The 17,830-nt window shown below is 63.5% G+C and carries 15 protein-coding genes; 10 read left to right on the top strand and 5 right to left on the bottom strand.

Translation table 11 applies throughout. The features are described 5' to 3' along the window. Positions 1–79: 79 nt before the first annotated feature. The gene (locus tag AABM56_RS18830) at positions 80–1,456 is read right to left on the bottom strand and encodes a glutamine synthetase family protein (RefSeq protein ID WP_133861334.1); all 1,377 of its coding nucleotides are present in this window, start codon (positions 1,454–1,456) and stop codon (positions 80–82) included. A gap of 406 nt (positions 1,457–1,862) precedes the next feature. Between AABM56_RS18830 and AABM56_RS18825 the strand changes: the two genes are divergently transcribed. From AABM56_RS18825 to AABM56_RS18790, 8 genes are all read left to right on the top strand, one after another. After that, positions 1,863–2,612 (top strand): gamma-glutamyl-gamma-aminobutyrate hydrolase family protein, encoded by a 750-nt coding sequence (locus AABM56_RS18825; RefSeq protein WP_133861333.1) that lies wholly within the window; start codon positions 1,863–1,865, stop codon positions 2,610–2,612. Between the two features lie 34 nt (positions 2,613–2,646). After that, positions 2,647–4,005 carry a glutamine synthetase family protein gene (locus AABM56_RS18820; protein ID WP_133861332.1) on the top strand — a complete coding sequence of 453 codons (1,359 nt, stop codon included), beginning with the start codon at positions 2,647–2,649 and terminating at the stop codon, positions 4,003–4,005. Positions 4,006–4,027: 22 nt separating this feature from the next. Beyond that, complete coding sequence (locus AABM56_RS18815; protein WP_133861331.1) at positions 4,028–5,386, top strand: aspartate aminotransferase family protein; 1,359 nt, start codon at positions 4,028–4,030, stop codon at positions 5,384–5,386. Positions 5,387–5,491: 105 nt separating this feature from the next. After that, positions 5,492–6,589, top strand: a complete 1,098-nt coding sequence (locus AABM56_RS18810) for a polyamine ABC transporter substrate-binding protein (protein WP_133861330.1) — start codon at positions 5,492–5,494, stop codon at positions 6,587–6,589. 149 nt (positions 6,590–6,738) lie between these two features. Further along, positions 6,739–7,797, top strand: a complete 1,059-nt coding sequence (locus AABM56_RS18805) for a polyamine ABC transporter substrate-binding protein (RefSeq protein WP_169853377.1) — start codon at positions 6,739–6,741, stop codon at positions 7,795–7,797. A 55-nt stretch (positions 7,798–7,852) separates the two neighbouring features. Beyond that, positions 7,853–9,007, top strand: coding sequence for a polyamine ABC transporter ATP-binding protein (gene potA, locus AABM56_RS18800; protein ID WP_133861329.1), 1,155 nt, complete (start codon positions 7,853–7,855; stop codon positions 9,005–9,007). Next, complete coding sequence (locus AABM56_RS18795; RefSeq protein ID WP_133861328.1) at positions 9,004–9,912, top strand: ABC transporter permease subunit; 909 nt, start codon at positions 9,004–9,006, stop codon at positions 9,910–9,912. The genes potA and AABM56_RS18795 overlap by 4 nt, the downstream gene beginning before the upstream one ends. Further along, positions 9,909–10,805 carry an ABC transporter permease subunit gene (locus tag AABM56_RS18790; protein ID WP_133861327.1) on the top strand — a complete coding sequence of 299 codons (897 nt, stop codon included), beginning with the start codon at positions 9,909–9,911 and terminating at the stop codon, positions 10,803–10,805. Before AABM56_RS18795 ends, AABM56_RS18790 begins: the two co-directional genes overlap by 4 nt. 27 nt (positions 10,806–10,832) lie before the next feature. On the opposite strand, the gene AABM56_RS18785 is transcribed toward AABM56_RS18790, so the two are convergent. Continuing rightward, positions 10,833–12,173, bottom strand: a complete 1,341-nt coding sequence (locus AABM56_RS18785; RefSeq protein ID WP_263259874.1) for an IS4 family transposase — start codon at positions 12,171–12,173, stop codon at positions 10,833–10,835. Positions 12,174–12,371: 198 nt separating this feature from the next. Between AABM56_RS18785 and AABM56_RS18780 the strand changes: the two genes are divergently transcribed. Then, complete coding sequence (locus AABM56_RS18780; RefSeq protein ID WP_133861326.1) at positions 12,372–13,166, top strand: thymidylate synthase; 795 nt, start codon at positions 12,372–12,374, stop codon at positions 13,164–13,166. 17 nt (positions 13,167–13,183) lie between these two features. Here the strand turns inward: AABM56_RS18780 and AABM56_RS18775 are convergent, their stop codons facing one another. The 3 genes from AABM56_RS18775 to AABM56_RS18765 all read right to left on the bottom strand — a co-directional run bounded on the left by AABM56_RS18775 (position 13,184) and on the right by AABM56_RS18765 (position 14,997). Further along, complete coding sequence (locus AABM56_RS18775; RefSeq protein ID WP_133861325.1) at positions 13,184–13,678, bottom strand: gluconokinase; 495 nt, start codon at positions 13,676–13,678, stop codon at positions 13,184–13,186. 41 nt (positions 13,679–13,719) lie between these two features. Next, positions 13,720–14,583 (bottom strand): EamA family transporter, encoded by an 864-nt coding sequence (locus AABM56_RS18770; protein ID WP_133861324.1) that lies wholly within the window; start codon positions 14,581–14,583, stop codon positions 13,720–13,722. Between the two features lie 69 nt (positions 14,584–14,652). After that, positions 14,653–14,997 carry a hypothetical protein gene (locus AABM56_RS18765; protein ID WP_133861323.1) on the bottom strand — a complete coding sequence of 115 codons (345 nt, stop codon included), beginning with the start codon at positions 14,995–14,997 and terminating at the stop codon, positions 14,653–14,655. A 229-nt stretch (positions 14,998–15,226) separates the two neighbouring features. Here AABM56_RS18765 and AABM56_RS18760 point away from each other — a divergent pair, with 229 nt between their 5' ends. Continuing rightward, positions 15,227–17,671, top strand: coding sequence for a Lon protease family protein (locus AABM56_RS18760; RefSeq protein WP_133861322.1), 2,445 nt, complete (start codon positions 15,227–15,229; stop codon positions 17,669–17,671). Positions 17,672–17,830 lie beyond the last annotated feature (159 nt).

The raw sequence follows: 17,830 nt of genomic DNA, 5'->3' as shown, positions 1-17,830 counted from the left end.
GGGCGTGAATACGCGCAGGACTCCGGCGGTACCGCAGAACAGCTGCCGACCGGTGCGGGACCGGTCGGCAGGCAGGTCCCTACACGGTGTGCAGGTACCAGTTGTACTCGAGGTCGGAGATGGAGTGCTCGAATTCCTCCAGCTCGTGCTCCTTGCAGGCGACGAAGATGTCGATGTACTTCGGGTCGATGTACTCCGCCATCACCGAGCTGTCGTCCAGGTAGCGCAAGGCATCGCGCAGGTTGTTCGGCAGGCTCTGCTCGTGCTGTTCGTAGGAGTTGCCCTCGGTGACCGGGCCGGGCTCGATCTGCCGGGTCAGGCCATGGTGCACGCCGGCCAGGACGCCGGCCAGCAGCAGGTAGGGGTTGGCGTCGGCGCCGGCTACCCGATGCTCGATGCGGTGCGCCTCCGGCGTGCCGGTGGGAACGCGCAGGGCGGTGGTGCGGTTGTCCAGGCCCCAGCTCGGCGCATTGGGCACGAAGAACTGCGAGCCGAAGCGGCGATAGCTGTTCACGTTGGGGCAGAGGAAGGCCATGCAGGCGGGTAGGGTCTCGAGCACACCGCCGATGGCATGACGCAATGCGGCGTTCTGCTCGGGATCCTCGCCAGCGAAGATGTTGCGGCCGTCCTTGTCCAGCAGGGAAATATGGACGTGCAGGCCGTTGCCTGCCTGGCCCGGGTAGGGCTTGGCCATGAAGGTGGTGTCCATCTCATGGTCATAGGCGACGTTCTTGATCAGGCGCTTGAGCAGCACGGCGTAGTCGCAGGCCTTGATCGGGTCGGCAACGTGATTGAGGTTGACCTCGAATTGCGCCGGAGCCGATTCGGCGACGATGGCATCGGCCGGAATGCCCTGGGCGCGAGCGCCGTCGATGATGTCCTGCAGGCAGTCCGCATACTCGTCCAGATCGTCCATGGAATAGACCTGGACCGACTGGGGACGCTTGCCGGAAATGGGCGAACGCGGTGGTTGCGGGCGGCCGTTGATGTTCTCCTGATCGATCAGATAGAACTCCAGCTCGAAGGCGGCGCAGACGGTGAGTCCGAGCTCGTCGAAACGCTGGACGACCTGGCGCAGGACCTCGCGGGGATCGGCGAAGAAGGGCTCGCCTTCCATCTCGTGCATGGTCATCAGCAGCTGCGCGGTGGGGCGCTTCTGCCAGGGTTCCATGGAGAGGGTGTCGGTGATGGGGAAGCAGACGCGGTCGGCGTCGCCGATGTCGAGCCCGAGACCGGTGCTTTCGACGGTGGAGCCGGTGATGTCGAGGGCGAACAGCGAAGCGGGGAGGTTGATTCCTTTCTCGAAGACTTTGGGCAGATTGGTGCGCTCGATGCGTTTGCCACGCACCACGCCATTCATATCCGCAATCAGAAGATCGACGAACTGGACCTCAGGATGTTCCCTGAGGAAGTCGGTCGCTTCATCCAAACGAACGGCACGCGGGGGTACCGACATGATGAAACACCTTTGCTTTTGGCTGCGCTCGACAAAACGGTTAGCGCCTGATGCGCCTGTTTGCCCAGTGGGCCAACCGCAGTGAGGGCACGAGTGCCCGCTATCGATCCGACAGCGACCTGAGAGTACGGTCTCGCCTGCGCTCCGACGCTTTGTCAGCGCCCCTGTTAAAAATATCAATCAGCGGAGTTACCACCCTGGAGTCAATCCGAAAGGCGGACCAAAGTCAACTGGAGGCAACCCTGCTCAGGGGTGGTGCGCAGGTGCCTGTTTTTGGCGCATTCGGCGGGGCTGGAACGCCTCTGTTTCGCCGCTTCTGTGCAGAATCTCGAAACTTTTTGCCGGTGGTTGTGAAAAATAACGAACAAGACTAGGCTCGGATGATTCCTGTTCAACCCGGTGTCCCATGTCCGCGCTGCCCCTCATAGGTGTCACAGCCTGTACCAGGCAACTAGGCCTGCATCCCTTTCACATCGCTGGCGACAAGTATCTGCGCGCGGTGGTGGAGGGCGCCGAGGGCATGCCACTGGTGATTCCGGCCCTGGCCGATCTCATCGCCACCGAGGCCCTGCTCGAGCGCCTGGACGGTCTGCTGTTCACCGGTTCGCCATCCAACGTCGAGCCCCATCACTACCAGGGTACGCCCAGCGAGCCTGGCACCCTGCACGACGCGGCCCGCGATGCCGTGACCCTGCCGCTGCTGCGCGCCGCCGTGGCGGCCGGGGTGCCGGTGCTGGGCATCTGCCGCGGCTTCCAGGAAATGAACGTGGCCTTTGGCGGCAGCCTGCACCAGAAGGTGCACGAGGTCGGCTCGCTCATGGACCACCGCGAACGCGGCGAGACCCTGGAAGAGCACTATGGCCTGCACCATCCGGTCGAGGTCCAGGCCGGTGGCCTGTTCGAGTCCCTGGAGCTGCCGGCACGCTTCGACGTGAATTCCATCCATGGCCAGGGTATCGATCGCCTGGCACCGGGATTGCGCGCCGAGGCCCTGGCGCCCGACGGCCTGATCGAGGCCGTCTCGGTCCGCGAAGCCCGCACCTTTGCCTGTGGCGTGCAGTGGCACCCGGAATGGAAGGTGCGCAGTCACCCGGTCTATCTCGCCTTGTTCAAGGCGTTTGGCAAGGCCTGCAAGGCGCGCGCTGCCGAACGCTGATGCTGTTCATCCCGCTCGAACCTTCGAGGTCTTTATGAGCACCCCGCTTGACCGGCTCACCGCCTGGTTGAAAGAACGCAAGATCACTGAAGTGGAATGCCTGGTCGCCGATCTGACCGGTATCGCCCGCGGCAAGATTTCCCCCACCGCCAAGTTCCTCAACGAAAAGGGCATGCGCCTGCCGGAGAGCGTGCTGCTGCAGAGCGTGACGGGGGACTATGTCGACGACGACATCTACTACGAGTTGCTCGATCCGGCCGACATCGACATGCACTGCCGGCCGGACGATCGCGCGGTGTTCCTGGTGCCCTGGGCACTGGAACCCACAGCCCTGGTGATCCACGACACCTACGACAAGCGCGGCATCCCCATCGAGCTGTCGCCGCGCAACCTGCTCAAGAAGGTGCTCAAGCTCTATGCCGAGCACGGCTGGCAGCCCATCGTCGCGCCGGAAATGGAGTTCTACCTGACCAAGCGCAGCGACGATCCCGACTATCCGCTGCAGCCGCCGGTAGGCCGCTCCGGGCGCCAGGAAACCGGGCGCCAGTCCTTTTCCATCGATGCGGCCAACGAATTCGATCCGCTGTTCGAAGACATGTACGACTGGTGCGAGGCCCAGGCACTGGATCTGGATACCCTGATCCACGAGGAAGGCACCGCGCAGATGGAGATCAACTTCCGTCACGGCGATCCGCTGCACCTGGCCGACCAGATCTTCGTCTTCAAGCGCACCCTGCGCGAGGCAGCGCTCAAGCACAACGTCACCGCCACCTTCATGGCCAAGCCCATGACCGGTGAGCCCGGCAGCGCCATGCACCTGCACCAGAGCGTGGTGGATCTGAAGACCGGTAAGACGGTGTTTTCCAACCCCGATGGCAGCATGAGCGAACTCTTCCTGCACCACATCGGTGGTCTGCAGAAATACATTCCCGAGGCGCTGCCGCTGTTCGCGCCCAACGTGAATTCCTTCCGCCGCTTCCTGCCCGACACCTCGGCGCCAGTCAACGTCGAGTGGGGCGAGGAGAACCGCACCGTGGGTCTGCGCGTGCCGGATTCCGATCCGCAGAATCGCCGGGTGGAGAACCGCCTGGCCGGCGCCGATGCCAATCCCTATCTGGCCCTGGCGGCCAGCCTGCTGTGTGGCTATCTGGGCATGATCGAGAATGTCTCGCCCAGTGCCCCGGTGCAGGGGCGCGGCTACGAGCGTCGCAACCTGCGCCTGCCGCTGACCCTGGAAGCCGCCCTGGAGCGCATGGAGCAGTCGGCCACCCTGGAGCGTTATCTGGGGAGTCGCTTCACCCGCGGCTACGTCGCGGTGAAGCGCGCCGAACATGAGAATTACAAGCGCGTGATCAGTTCCTGGGAGCGGGAATTCCTGCTGCTCAGCGTCTGACCGCGATTCAAGGAGAGGCTTCGTGACTACCTTTACCACCGCCCATTGGCAGGACCTGAGTCGCCGGCACCTGTTGGCGCCCTTCACCGACTATCGCCAGCTCAACGAGAAGGGCGCGCGCATCATCACCCGTGCCGAGGGGGTGCACCTCTGGGACAGCGAGGGTCAGCGCATCCTCGACGGCATGGCCGGACTCTGGTGCGTCAACGTCGGCTACGGTCGTGAAGAACTGGTCGAGGCGGCCAGCCGCCAGATGCGTGAACTGCCCTATTACAACCTGTTCTTCCAGACCGCCCATCCGCCCGTACTGGAGCTGGCCAAGGCCATCGCCGAGCTGGCACCGGAGGGCATGAACCACGTGTTCTTCACCGGTTCCGGCTCGGAGGCCAACGACACCGTACTGCGTCTGGTGCGCCATTACTGGGCAACCAAAGGCCAGCCGGAGAAGCGCGTGGTCATCGGCCGCTGGAATGGCTACCACGGCTCGACCCTGGCCGGTGCCAGCCTGGGTGGCATGGCGGCGATGCACGAGCAGGGCGGCCTGCTGCCCGACATCGTGCATATCCCGCAGCCCTACTGGTTCGGCGAGGGCGGCGAGATGAGTCCGGAGGAATTCGGCATCTGGGCGGCCGATCAGCTGGAGCGGAAAATCCTGGAGGTCGGCGAGGAGCGCGTCGCCGCCTTTATCGCCGAGCCCATCCAGGGCGCCGGCGGGGTGATCATTCCACCGGAAAGCTACTGGCCGCGGGTCCGCCAGATCCTCGACAAGTACGACATCCTCTTCATCGCCGACGAGGTCATCTGCGGCTTCGGCCGCACCGGCGAATGGTTCGGCAGCCAGTACTACGGCAATGCTCCGGACCTCATGCCCATCGCCAAGGGGCTCACCTCCGGCTATGTGCCCATGGGCGGCGTGGTGGTGCGTGACGAAGTGGTCAGGGTGCTCGACGAGGGCGGCGAGTTCTATCACGGCTTCACCTATTCCGGGCATCCGGTGGCCGCGGCCGTGGCCCTGGAAAACATCCGCATCCTGCGCGACGAAGGCATCGTCGACCGGGTCCGCAGCACCACGGCACCCTATTTGCAGAAACGCTGGGCGGAGCTGGCCGACCATCCGCTGGTGGGCGAGACCCGGGGTGTCGGCATGGTGGCGGCGCTGGAGCTGGTGCGCGACAAGAAGACGCGGGCGCGGTACGAGGGTGGGGCGGGCATGCTCTGTCGCGAGCACTGCTTCCGCAATGGCCTGGTGATGCGCGCGGTGGGCGATACCATGATCATCGCGCCGCCGCTGGTGATCACGCCGGAGTCCATCGACGAACTGGTCACCCTGGCGCGGCTGAGCCTCGATCAGACCCATGAGCTGCTGCGCCAGCGTGGCTAATGGCCGCCAAGGCTTGAGCCTGGCGGCGGACCTTGCCAGACTGCGCGCGGGCGCTGGCCGCGCGCCGAATCAAAAGACCAACGATAACTTGAGGAGCACCACCGCATGAATGTTTTTGGCAAGACTCTTCTAGCGCTGAGCCTGGCCGGCCTCTTTGCCGGTAACGCCTCGGCGGACCCCAAGGTCCTGCACGTCTACAACTGGAATGACTACATTGCCGAAGACACCATCGCCAACTTCGAGAAGGAGTCGGGGATCAAGGTGGTCTATGACGTCTACGACAGCAACGAGACCCTCGAAGCCAAGCTGCTCGCCGGCCGTTCCGGCTACGACGTGGTGGTGCCGTCCAACTCCTTCCTGGCCAAGCAGATCAAGGCCGGCGTCTACCAGCCGCTGGACAAGTCCAAGTTGCCCAATTACAGCAACCTGGATCCGCAGCTGATGAAGACCCTGGAGGTCAGCGATCCGGGCAACCAGTACGCCATCCCCTATCTCTGGGGCACCATCGGCATCGGCTACAACCCGGCCAAGGTCAAGGCCGCCCTGGGCGACAACGCCCCGGTGGATTCCTGGGACCTGATCTTCAAGCCCGAGAACCTTTCCAAGCTCAAGGGCTGCGGCGTGGCCGTGCTGGATTCGCCCACCGAGATCATTCCCGCCGGTCTGCACTACCTCGGCTACAAGCCGGATAGCCAGGATCCCAAGGAGATCAAGGCGGCCGAGGAGCTGTTCCTCAAGGTGCGTCCGTACATCACCTACTTCCACAGCTCCAAGTACATCTCGGACCTGGCCAACGGCAACGTCTGTGTGGCGGTCGGCTATTCCGGCGACATCGCCCAGGCCAAGGCCCGCGCGGCCGACGCCAAGAACGGCGTGACCGTGGCCTACAACATTCCCAAGGAAGGCGCCGGCACCTTCTTCGACACCATGGCCATTCCCAAGGATGCCGAGAATCCCGAGGGCGCGCTGAAGTTCATCAACTACATCATGGAGCCCAAGGTGATCGCGGCGGTCAGCGACTACGTGCAGTATCCCAACGGCAACAAGGAGGCGACGCCGCTCGTAGCTGAAGCGATCCGCACCAACCCGGGGATCTATCCGACCCAGGAAACCATGACCAAGCTGTACGCCTTCCCGGATCTTCCGGCCAAGACCCAGCGTCTGATGACCCGTACCTGGACCACCATCAAGTCCGGCAAGTGAGTTCGGTCGCCGCGTGCGACTGAAAGGACGGCACGCCGGAGTCACTCCGGCGTGCCGTACGTCTGTATGGACCGCTGAAAGGGTGTCGCCGCCGATGCCCACCATGAAAGGAGCCGCCCGTGCTTTCGTTGCGTAAAACCCTGCTGGCCATGACTACCCTGACCGTCATGGGAACTGCCGTCGCCGAGCCGACGGTACGCGTCTACAACTGGAGCGATTACGTCGGCGAGACCACGCTCGAGGATTTCCAGAAGGCCACCGGCATCACGCCGGTCTATGACGTCTTCGATTCCAACGAAACCCTCGAAGGCAAGCTCCTGGCCGGCCACACCGGCTATGACGTGGTGGTGCCCTCGAGCAACTTCCTGGCCAAGCAGATCAAGGCGGGCGCCTTCCAGAAACTGGACAAGAGCCAGCTGCCGAACTGGCAGAATCTCGATCCGGCGCTGCTCAAGCAGCTGGAAAAGAGCGATCCGGGTAACCAATACGGCGTTCCCTACCTGTGGGGCACCAACGGCATCGGGTACAATGTCGACAAGGTCAAGGCCGCGCTGGGCACCGACAAGCTCGATTCCTGGGCCATCCTGTTCGAACCCGAGAACCTCAAGAAACTGAGCAAGTGCGGCGTCTCCTTCATGGATTCGCCCGATGAGGTCTATCCGGCAGTCCTGCAATACCTGGGACTCGATCCCAACAGTACCAATCCCGACGACTACAAGAAGGCCGAGGCCCAGCTGCTCAAGGTGCGGCCATACATCACCTATTTCCATTCCTCCAAGTACATCTCGGATCTGGCCAACGGCAACATCTGCGTGGCCTTCGGCTATTCCGGCGATGTCTTTCAGGCGCGTTCGCGTGCCGAGGAAGCGAAGAAGGGCGTCAACATCGGCTACGCGATTCCCAAGGAGGGCGCGAACCTCTGGTTCGACCTCCTGGCCATCCCCAAGGATGCCAAGAACGTGAAGGAGGCCCATGCCTTCATCAACTATCTGCTGCAGCCCGAGGTCATCGCCAAGGTCAGTGACTATGTCGGCTACGCCAACCCCAATCCGAAGGCGGGCGAGCTGATGAATGCCGAGCTGCGGCAGGACGAGACGGTCTATCCGCCACAGGCGGTGATGGACAAGCTGTACGTCATGAAGGAGCTGCCCCCGCAACTCCTGCGCCTGGAAACCCGCAGCTGGACGCGGGTCAAGTCCGGCAAATAACCAACGCTAAAGCGGACCGGTCCGACCGGTCCCCGATTTTCCTGGGGAGATGTACATGGCGACTGCCACCAGTGCCTTCAAGAAAGCCGCCACCGGCGACAAGAAAGCCAAGGAAGTCCTGGTCAAGATCGACCGGGTCACCAAGAAGTTCGACGAAACCGTCGCTGTCGACGACGTCTCCCTGACCATCAACAAGGGCGAGATCTTCGCCCTGCTCGGCGGCTCGGGTTCGGGCAAGTCGACCCTGCTGCGCATGCTGGCCGGTTTCGAGCGACCCAGCGAGGGGCGCATCTTCCTCGATGGCGTGGACATCACCGACATGCCGCCCTACGAGCGGCCGATCAACATGATGTTCCAGTCCTATGCGCTGTTCCCGCACATGAGCGTGGAGCAGAACATCGCCTTCGGTCTCAAGCAGGACAAGCTGCCCAAGGCCGAGATCGACGCCCGCGTGGCCGAGATGCTCAAGCTGGTGCACATGACCCAGTACGCCAAGCGCAAGCCGCACCAGCTCTCCGGTGGCCAGCGCCAGCGGGTGGCCCTGGCACGCTCCCTGGCCAAGCGGCCCAAGCTGCTGCTGCTCGACGAACCCATGGGCGCCCTGGACAAGAAACTGCGTTCGCAGATGCAGCTGGAACTGGTAGAGATCATCGAGCGCGTGGGCGTGACCTGCGTGATGGTGACCCACGACCAGGAAGAGGCCATGACCATGGCCGAGCGCATCGCCATCATGCACCTGGGCTGGATTGCCCAGGTGGGCAGCCCCATGGACATCTACGAGACCCCGGCGAGCCGGCTGGTCTGCGAGTTCATCGGCAGCGTCAACGTCTTCGACGGCGAGCTGACCGACGACGGTGCCGACCACGCCATCATTCACAGTCCGCAACTGGAGCGACCGATCTACATCGGTCACGGCATCAGCACCCGCGCCCAGGAAAAGCAGGTCACCTTCGCCCTTCGCCCCGAGAAACTGCTGATGGGCACCAGCCTGCCGGCGGATCACGAGCATCCCGACTACAACTGGTGCAGCGGCACCGTGCACGACATCGCCTACCTGGGCGGGCACTCGGTCTATCACGTCAAGCTGGGCACCGGCCCCATCGTCCAGTGCTTCATCGCCAACGCCGAGCGCCTCGGCAAGCGACCCACCTGGGATGACGCCGTGGTGGTGTACTGGGAAGACGACAGCGGCGTGGTACTGCAAGCATGACCAGACCTCCCTTGCTCAAGCGCCTGCTCGATGGCCGCCGCCTGACCATCGGCGTGCCCTTCGTGTGGCTGTTCCTGTTCTTCCTGCTGCCGTTCCTGATCGTGCTCAAGATCAGCTTCTCGGTCGCGGACGTGGCCATTCCGCCCTATACCGAGCTGTTCACCTACGCCGATCAGCAACTGGATATCGCGCTCAACTTCGGCAACTACCTGATGTTCGCCGACGATCCGCTGTATCTGGACGCCTACCTCGGCTCGCTGAAGATGGCCGGCATCAGCACCCTGATCTGTCTACTGATCGGCTATCCCATGGCCTACGCCATCGCCCGGGCCAGTCGCGAGAAGCAGACGGTGCTGCTGCTGCTGATCATGATGCCGACCTGGACCGCCATCCTCATCCGCGTCTATGCCTGGATGGGGCTGCTGTCCACCAATGGCCTGATCAACAGCTTCCTGATGAATCTGGGGATCATCAGCAGTCCGCTGCAGATGCTCAACACCAATTTCGCGGTGTACCTCGGGATCGTCTATTCCTATCTGCCGTTCATGATCCTGCCGCTGTTCGCCAATCTGGTGAAGCATGACCTGACCCTGCTGGAAGCCGCTGGCGACCTGGGTGCCAGTCGCTTCACCAGCTTCTGGAGGATCACCGTGCCGCTGTCCAAGAACGGCATCATCGCCGGCTGCATGCTGGTGTTCATTCCGGCGGTGGGCGAGTTCGTCATTCCCGAGCTGCTGGGTGGCCCGGAGACCCTGATGATCGGCCGCGTGCTTTGGCAGGAATTCTTCAACAACCGTGACTGGCCGGTGGCCTCGGCCCTGGCGGTGGTGATGCTGGTGATCCTCATCGTGCCCATCGTGCTGTTCAACAGAAACCAAGCCAAGGAACTGGAGGGCAAGCTATGAAAGGCCTCAAGTTCACCAACCTGATGCTGGTGCTCGGGCTGCTGTTCATCTACCTGCCGATGGTCATCCTGGTCATCTACTCCTTCAACGAGTCGCGGCTGGTGACCGTCTGGGGCGGCTGGTCGGTGAAGTGGTACGTCGGCCTGCTGGACAATACCCAGCTGATGAGCGCGGTGTTCCGCTCGCTGGAGATCGCCTTCTACACGGCCATCTCTTCGGTGATCCTCGGCACCCTGGCGGCCTTCGTGCTGACCCGCATCCCGCGCTTCCGCGGCCGTACCGTCTTCGGCGGCATGGTCACGGCGCCGCTGGTGATGCCCGAGGTGATCACCGGTCTGTCGCTGCTGCTGCTGTTCGTCTCCATGGCGCAACTGATCGGCTGGCCGCAGGACCGCGGCGTGACCACCATCTGGATCGCCCACACCAGCTTCTGCTCCTCCTATGTGGCGGTGGTGGTCTCCTCGCGCCTGCGCGAACTGGACCTGTCCATCGAGGAGGCGGCCATGGACCTGGGCGCCCGGCCGTGGAAGGTGTTCCTGCTGATCACCATTCCCATGATCGCGCCCTCGCTGGCGGCGGGCGGCATGATGTCCTTCGCCCTGTCGCTGGACGACCTGGTGCTGGCGAGCTTCGTCTCGGGCCCCGGCTCGACCACCCTGCCCATGGAGGTGTTTTCCGCAGTGCGCCTGGGCGTGAAGCCGGAGATCAATGCCATCGCCAGTCTGATCCTCCTGGCGGTCTCGTTGTTCACCTTCTTCGCCTGGTACTTCACCCGCCGCGCCGAGAAGAAGCGCCTGCAGGGCCTGCAGGAAGCCATGGACGCCACGGCCTCGGAGATCACCCGGCGCGAACGCGAAACGGCGACCCTCATGGCGCCGCCGGCCAACAGCTGAGGATTGATGGAAAAGGCGGCCTCAGGGCTAATGCCGGTCAGTTAAGCTGACTGGCATTTTTTTTCTGGTCGGATACTTCGAGGGCTTGGCCTTGATGACTCTCGGATAGGCCCGGTAATCGCGCCTATGCGGTAGAACGAAGTGCGGTGCCAAGGCGTGCAGTTCGGCCATATCACGTGGGATGTTGCCAGGGCTATTCAGCGAAAGGCTCAGCAGGAATTTCAGGATGGCCCAGCTGCAGGCGGAGAAGCTCATCTCGCAGGGATGAACTCCCGGGCACTGGCGACTCATCTGTACCATCTGATAACGCAGCAGGTTGTATCCCAGCAGTAGCCCCCATAGCTCCTGCGCCACCATGTCGGGCGTTTTGCTGCGTAGCGTGTAACGGCCATCGAGTAGACCCTGCTTGATCTCACGATAGCCGAGCTCGATTTCCCAGCGGTGGCTGTAGAGATCGACGATCTCATCGGAGACGAAACGCCCAGGGTCCGTCATGGAAGTAAGGATCTGGCGCCGCTTGCCCTTGACGGTCTTGCTCAGCAGTCGCGCCTGCAAGGTGTCCGGCAAGCCGGGCCATTGTCGGCGGGCCTGCGGCGAAGTTCGAAGGCTGACAATCGCATCCTGCTTGCCCAGTGAGCGTATCACCTCGTATTGGGCGTCTTTGCGCAGTGGCAATAGCCAGTGCCGTTCGTTACCGGTTCGCTGCCAGCGATGTAGCAGACCTAAAGAGTAAAAGCCCTTGTCGAACAACGTCAGCGAATGGTCGGGGGTGCCCTCGATCAATTGCTCGGCCAGCTTCATTTCATTGCTGGCATAAGCGTCGAAGGCGCTGCTTACCAGCAAATGGCTGGTCAGTTCCATCTGGCACACCATGCGGATCTGGGGAAATCCTCCATCACCGTACTGATTGATCGCCGAGCCGTAGCGCTCGCGATTTTCGAGCGTGTCCGGAGCGCGCCAGACCACGCCGTCCACACCGAGCAAGCGCAGCCCCTGCCAGCCTGGATGTTCGGCCGTCTCATGCCAGCGCTGTTGGGTCAGTTGAAACACCTCCCGTACAGCGTCGCTTCCCAATCGCTGACGGCCTTGCACCACCGCGCTGGGCGCTACCAATGGCTTCTGACCGGGCAGCATGATGTCCAGTTGGTTGACCACATCCCAGGCCGACAGGCGACGAAACAGGGCCAGGCCGATGACGCACCAGAGCATGGATTCCAGCGGCAGCCTGCGTTTGCGTAGGGTAGCGACTCCGGCCGTTTCCAGGGCGGTCTTGACCAGCTCAGGATCGAGCAGTTCGCCCAGGGCCTCCAGTGTCTGTGTGGCCGAAGAGAGCTCGCGAGTCATTTCCAAGGCTTGAGCAATACGCATAAAAAATCCGGTGCTTGAGGAATCAAGCACCGGATTCTGTGCGACGACAGTCAGGCGTCAAGGTGAAGCTCTTAACTGACTGGCATTAGCCTCAGGGCCGCTTTTTTTGTGTCCGATGGTCAGGGCTGCGACAAGCGCGACCGCTCTCGCGAGGCGCGATTTGATACCATTTGCCTTTTGCCAGGTAGCGCTCCCGCCATGAAACAGTACCTCGACCTGATGCGCCACGTGCGCGAACACGGCACCTTCAAGAGCGACCGCACCGGCACCGGGACCTACAGCGTCTTCGGCTACCAGATGAGATTCGATCTGGCCGAGGGCTTTCCCCTGGTCACCACCAAGAAGTGCCATCTGCGATCCATCATCCACGAGCTGCTGTGGTTCCTGCAGGGCGAGACCAACATCCGTTACCTCAAGGACAACGGCGTGTCCATCTGGGACGAGTGGGCCGACGAGAACGGCGAACTGGGCCCGGTCTATGGCTACCAGTGGCGTAGCTGGCCGGCACCGGACGGTCGCCATATCGACCAGATCGCCGGGGTGGTGGACATGATCCGCGCCAAGCCCGACTCGCGGCGGCTGATCGTCTCGGCCTGGAATCCGGCGCTGGTGGACGAGATGGCGTTGCCGCCGTGCCATGCGCTGTTCCAGTTCTATGTCGCCGATGGCCGGCTGAGCTGCCAGCTGTATCAGCGTTCCGCGGACATCTTCCTCGGCGTGCCCTTCAACATCGCCAGCTACGCGCTACTGACCCTGATGGTGGCCCAGGTCACCGGACTGCAACCGGGTGAATTCATCTGGACCGGCGGTGATTGCCATCTCTATGCCAATCACCTGGAGCAGACCGATCTGCAGCTGACCCGCGAACCGCTGCCGCTGCCGACCATGAAGCTCAATCAGGCGGTCACGGACCTGTTCGCCTTCCGCTTCGAGGATTTCGAACTGGCAGGCTACCAGGCCCATCCGCACATCAAGGCGCCGGTCGCGGTCTGAGCCGGCGGCCGCCGCGCTCAGTTGCCGTGGCCGTGCTCAAGCACCTCGTCCACCAACTGCTCGGGCGCCTTGCGTACGTCCAGCACCTGGGCTTCCAGGTGATCCGGCGCCTCCAGGGTGTCGAGCTGGCTCTGCAAGAGCTTGGGATCGAAGAAATGCCCGCGGCGACTGCCAATGCGCTCGGCCAGCAGCTCGGGTGAGCCCTTGAGGAACAGCAGCCGGACGCCTTCCAGGCCGTTCAGCAGGCGATCGCGATAGACCTTCTTCAGCGCCGAGCAGGCGAACACCCGCGTGGTGCCTTCGGCCTTCGCCTGCTGCATGGCGTCGTGGATGGCATCCAGCCAGGGCCAGCGATCCTCGTCGGTGAGGGCGATGCCCTTGGCCATCTTGTCCTTGTTGGCCTGGCTGTGAAAGGTGTCGGCATCGTCGAAACGGCAGTCCAGCCGGCTGGCCAGGAGTTCGCCCAGGGTGGTCTTGCCACTGCCCGAAACGCCCATTATCAGATAGATCATCGTCGTCGCTCCGCGTGAGGATTCGCCTCGCTATAGAGTGTCTAGAGTGGCGTTTGCTCCGGGGTCAGGCGGCTGCTCCAGGTGGCGCCGATGGACGCGGCGATGATGCAGGCGAGGGCGAACCACTGGGCGACGCCCAGGATCTCGCCGAGGAATACCCAGCCGGAAAGGGCGCCCAGCGCCGGTTCCAGACTCATCAGGGTGCCGAAGGTGGCGGCCGGCAGGCGGGTCAGGACGACCATTTCCAGGGCATAGGGAATGGCCGTGGACATCAGCGCCAGGGCCAGCGCCAGCGGCCAGATTTCCGGTTGCAAGAGATTGCTGCCGCTGTGGACGATGCCGATGGGCAGCACGACCAGGGCGGCGATGGTCGCGCCGAAAGCCACCGTGCCGGTACCGTGAACCGCGCCGGCGCGCTTGCCCAGGACGATGTAGATCGCCCAGCAGGCGCCAGCCCCCAGGGCCAGGGTGGTGCCCAGCGGATCCAGTGCGGAGGCGTTGTGGCCGAAGGGCAGGAGCACGGCCAGGCCGGCCACCACCAGCACGATCCACAGCAGGTCCAGCCAGCGGCGCAGGGCGCACAGCGCCACTACCAGCGGACCGACGAATTCCAGGCCGACGGCGATGCCGATCGGCAGCCGCTGCATGGCCAGGTAGATGGTCAGGTTCATCACGCCCATGGCGACGCCATAGCCCAGCAGGCTGCCCAGCGCCGCGTGGCGGAAGTTGCGCCAGGGGCGCAGCACGATCAGCAGGACGAGAGCCGCGAAGATCAGCCGCAGGGTGGTGACGCCCACCGGATCGAGACGCAGGAACAGGGTCTTGGCCAGGCTGGCGCTGGTCTGGATCGAGGTCATGGCGACCAGCAGCAGGGCGACGGCAAACAGCGGAGAGCGGGCAGACATCGGCAGGGCTCGACTAGCGGGCCCGCCAGCATAGGTCATCCGGTCAGGGTCGCAAGGTTGGCTGCGACCTCAACGTGTTCTCGAGCGCTGCAGCAGCGATTCGGCGCTTTCGCGATTTTCCCGGACCTGCTCGATGAAGCGCTGCTGCTCTTCGCGCTGGGCCACCTGCACGCATTGCGCGTAGCCCGCGTCCCACCCCTGCTGGTAGGGCTTTTCCGCGGCGAAGCGACGGGCGTCCTTGTGCTCGTAACCGATGCCATTGACCGCCTGTTTGCCGGTCTGGCACCCGTCGCTGAAGCCATCGGCATAGGCCGGGGGATAGCCCTTGGCGATCAACTGGTCGTGGTAACTGGTGCAGGCCGCGAGACTGGCCAGCAGGATGAACAGCGAGGCGAGACGACGAGAGACAGCCATGGGAGCCTCCTCACGGGATACTACGTCTGATCCCTATGGAGAAAGCTTAGTTGGCGCCTGGTGAGAATTTCGTCAAAAAACGCCTGGGTTGAAAAATACCGACGGACGTCATGGCAAGCCCCTCGAACCGCTGCGCTTAAATACGCGGCGGAGCGCCGCTTGCCTTGCTTCGGCTGTCATCCCGGTCGCAGAATGCGGGCACTGCTTGCATGCCTGACAAGGATTTACGATGCACGATCCCGTCGCAGCCGGTCTCCGGCTCGCCCCTGATGAGCTGACCCGCCCCTTCGCCCCCGAACAGTTTTCCTTCGCCGATACCGATCAGCTCGAGCCCTTTCGCGGCATCCTGGGTCAGGAGCGCGCGGTGGAAGCCCTGCAGTTCGGCGTGGCCATGCCGCGGCCCGGCTATAACGTCTTTGTCATGGGCGAGCCGGGCACCGGTCGTTTCTCCTTCGTCCAGCGCTATCTCAAGGCCGAAGCCAAGCGCCAGCCGACGCCCAACGACTGGGTGTACCTGAATCACTTCGAAGAGCCCCGGGCGCCAAGCGTGCTGGAGCTGCCTCCCGGCGAGGGCGAGGCCTTCGTGGCCGACATGGCCCATTTCATCGACAACCTGCTGGCCACCTTTCCGGCGGTATTCGAGCATCCGGCCTTCCAGCAGAAGAAGAGCGCCATCGAGCGCGCCTTCAACCAGCGCTATGACCAGGCGCTGGACGTGGTGGAAAAGCTCGCCCTGGAAAAGGAAATCGCCCTCTACCGCGACGCCAACAATGTCGCCTTCACCCCGATGAAGGAAGGCAAGGCGCTGGATGAAGCCGACTTCGCCCAGTTGCCCGAGGCCGAGCGGGAGCGGTTCCACGCCGACATCTCCAGCCTGGAAGAGCGTCTCAACGAAGAGCTGGCCAGCCTGCCGCAGTGGCGGCGCGAGTCGAGCAACCAGCTGCGCGCCCTGAACGAAGACACCATCATCCAGGCCCTGCAGCCACTGCTGGCGCCGCTGTCGGAAAAGTACAACGACAACCCCGGGGTCTGCGCCTACCTGCAGGCCATGCAGGTAGACCTGCTCAAGACGGTGGTCGAGCAACTGGCCGACGACGCCAAGCCCGACATGCAGCGGCGCAAGGAGCTGCGCGAGCAGTACGAGCCCAATCTGATCATCGGCCACCACGTCACCGGTGGTGCCCCGGTGGTATTCGAGTCCCACCCGACCTACGACAACCTCTTCGGCCGTATCGAGTACCAGTCCGATCAGGGCGCGCTCTACACCAACTATCGCCAGCTGCGCCCCGGCGCGCTGCACCGCGCCAATGGCGGCTTCCTCATCGTCGAGGCGGACAAGCTGCTGACCGAGCCCTTCGTCTGGGATGCCCTCAAGCGCGCCCTGCATTCGCGTCAGCTGAAGATGGAATCGCCGCTGGCCGAGCTGGGTCGGCTCACCGCCATGAGCCTGGCGCCGCAGCAGATCCCGCTGCAGCTCAAGGTCATCATCATCGGCTCGCGCAACATCTACTACACCCTGCAGGAGCTGGATTCGGACTTCCAGGAGATGTTCCGGGTGCTGGTGGACTTCGACGAGGAGCTGCCACTGCGCGATGAGAGCCTCGAGCAGTTCGCCCAGTTGCTCAAGACGCGCACCTCGGAAGAGGGCATGGCGCCCCTGACCTCGGCGGCCGTAGCGCGGCTGGCCACCTACAGCGCGCGGCTGGCCGAGCACCAGGGCCGGTTGTCGGCGCGTATCGGCGATCTGTTCCAGCTGGTCAGCGAAGCCGACTTCATCCGCCACCTGGCCGGCGACGAGCGTACCGACAAGGGTCATGTCGAGCGTGCGCTCAAGGCCAAGGAAACCCGCACCGGTCGCGTCTGCGCCCGGGTGCTGGACGACATGCTGACCGGACTCATCCTCATCGACACCCAGGGCGCCGCGGTGGGCAAGTGCAACGGCCTCACCGTGCTGGAGGTGGCCGATTCCGCCTTCGGCATGCCGGCGCGCATCTCCGCCACGGTCTACCCGGGCGCCAGTGGCATCCTCGACATCGAGCGCGAGGTCAGCCTCGGACAACCCATCCACTCCAAGGGCGTGATGATCCTGACCGGCTACCTGGGCAGTCGCTATGCCCAGGAATTCCCGCTGTCGATCTCGGCCAGCATCGCCCTGGAGCAGTCCTATGGCTATGTCGATGGTGACAGCGCCTCCCTTGGCGAGGCCTGCACCCTGATCTCCGCGCTGTCGCGCACGCCGCTCAAGCAGTGCTTCGCCATCACCGGCTCGATCAACCAGTTTGGCGAGGTGCAGCCGGTCGGCGGCGTGAACGAGAAGATCGAGGGCTTCTTCCGCCTCTGTCAGGCCCGCGGTCTGACCGGCGAGCAGGGCGTGATCATCCCGCGCGCCAACGTCACCAACCTGATGCTCGACGAGACCGTGCTGGCAGCGGTGAGCGAGGGGCTATTCCATGTCTATGCCGTGCGCCAGGCGGACGAGGCTCTGTCGCTGCTGGTGGGCGAGCCCGCCGGGGCACCGGATGCCAAGGGTCGCTTCCCGGATGGCAGCGTCAATGCGCGCGTGGTACAGCGTCTCAAGGAAATCGCCGAGCTCGAGCTGGAAGATGAACTGGCCGACAAACTCAGTGATAACTCCAAGGCAAAAGGGAAAAACAACCAAGCGGCGGAGAACTGAGCTCCAGGGGGCAGGTCGGATTTTGTACAAGGCGTCGCAGCCCAAGTAGCACGGCGCCCAGACCCGCTTGCCCCCTGTTGACCAACAGGGTTGTCCACAGCCTTTGTGGATACCTCTGGCCTAGGACCGGCGAGCATTGAGCGCTTCGAGAGGATGACG

The sequence above is a fragment of the Pseudomonas aestiva genome (genome assembly GCF_039908605.1).
GTDB classification, from domain to species: Bacteria; Pseudomonadota; Gammaproteobacteria; order Pseudomonadales; family Pseudomonadaceae; genus Chryseomonas; species Chryseomonas aestiva.
Note: the sequence above shows the minus strand (reverse complement) of the source record. Positions and strands in the feature narration are given on the sequence as shown.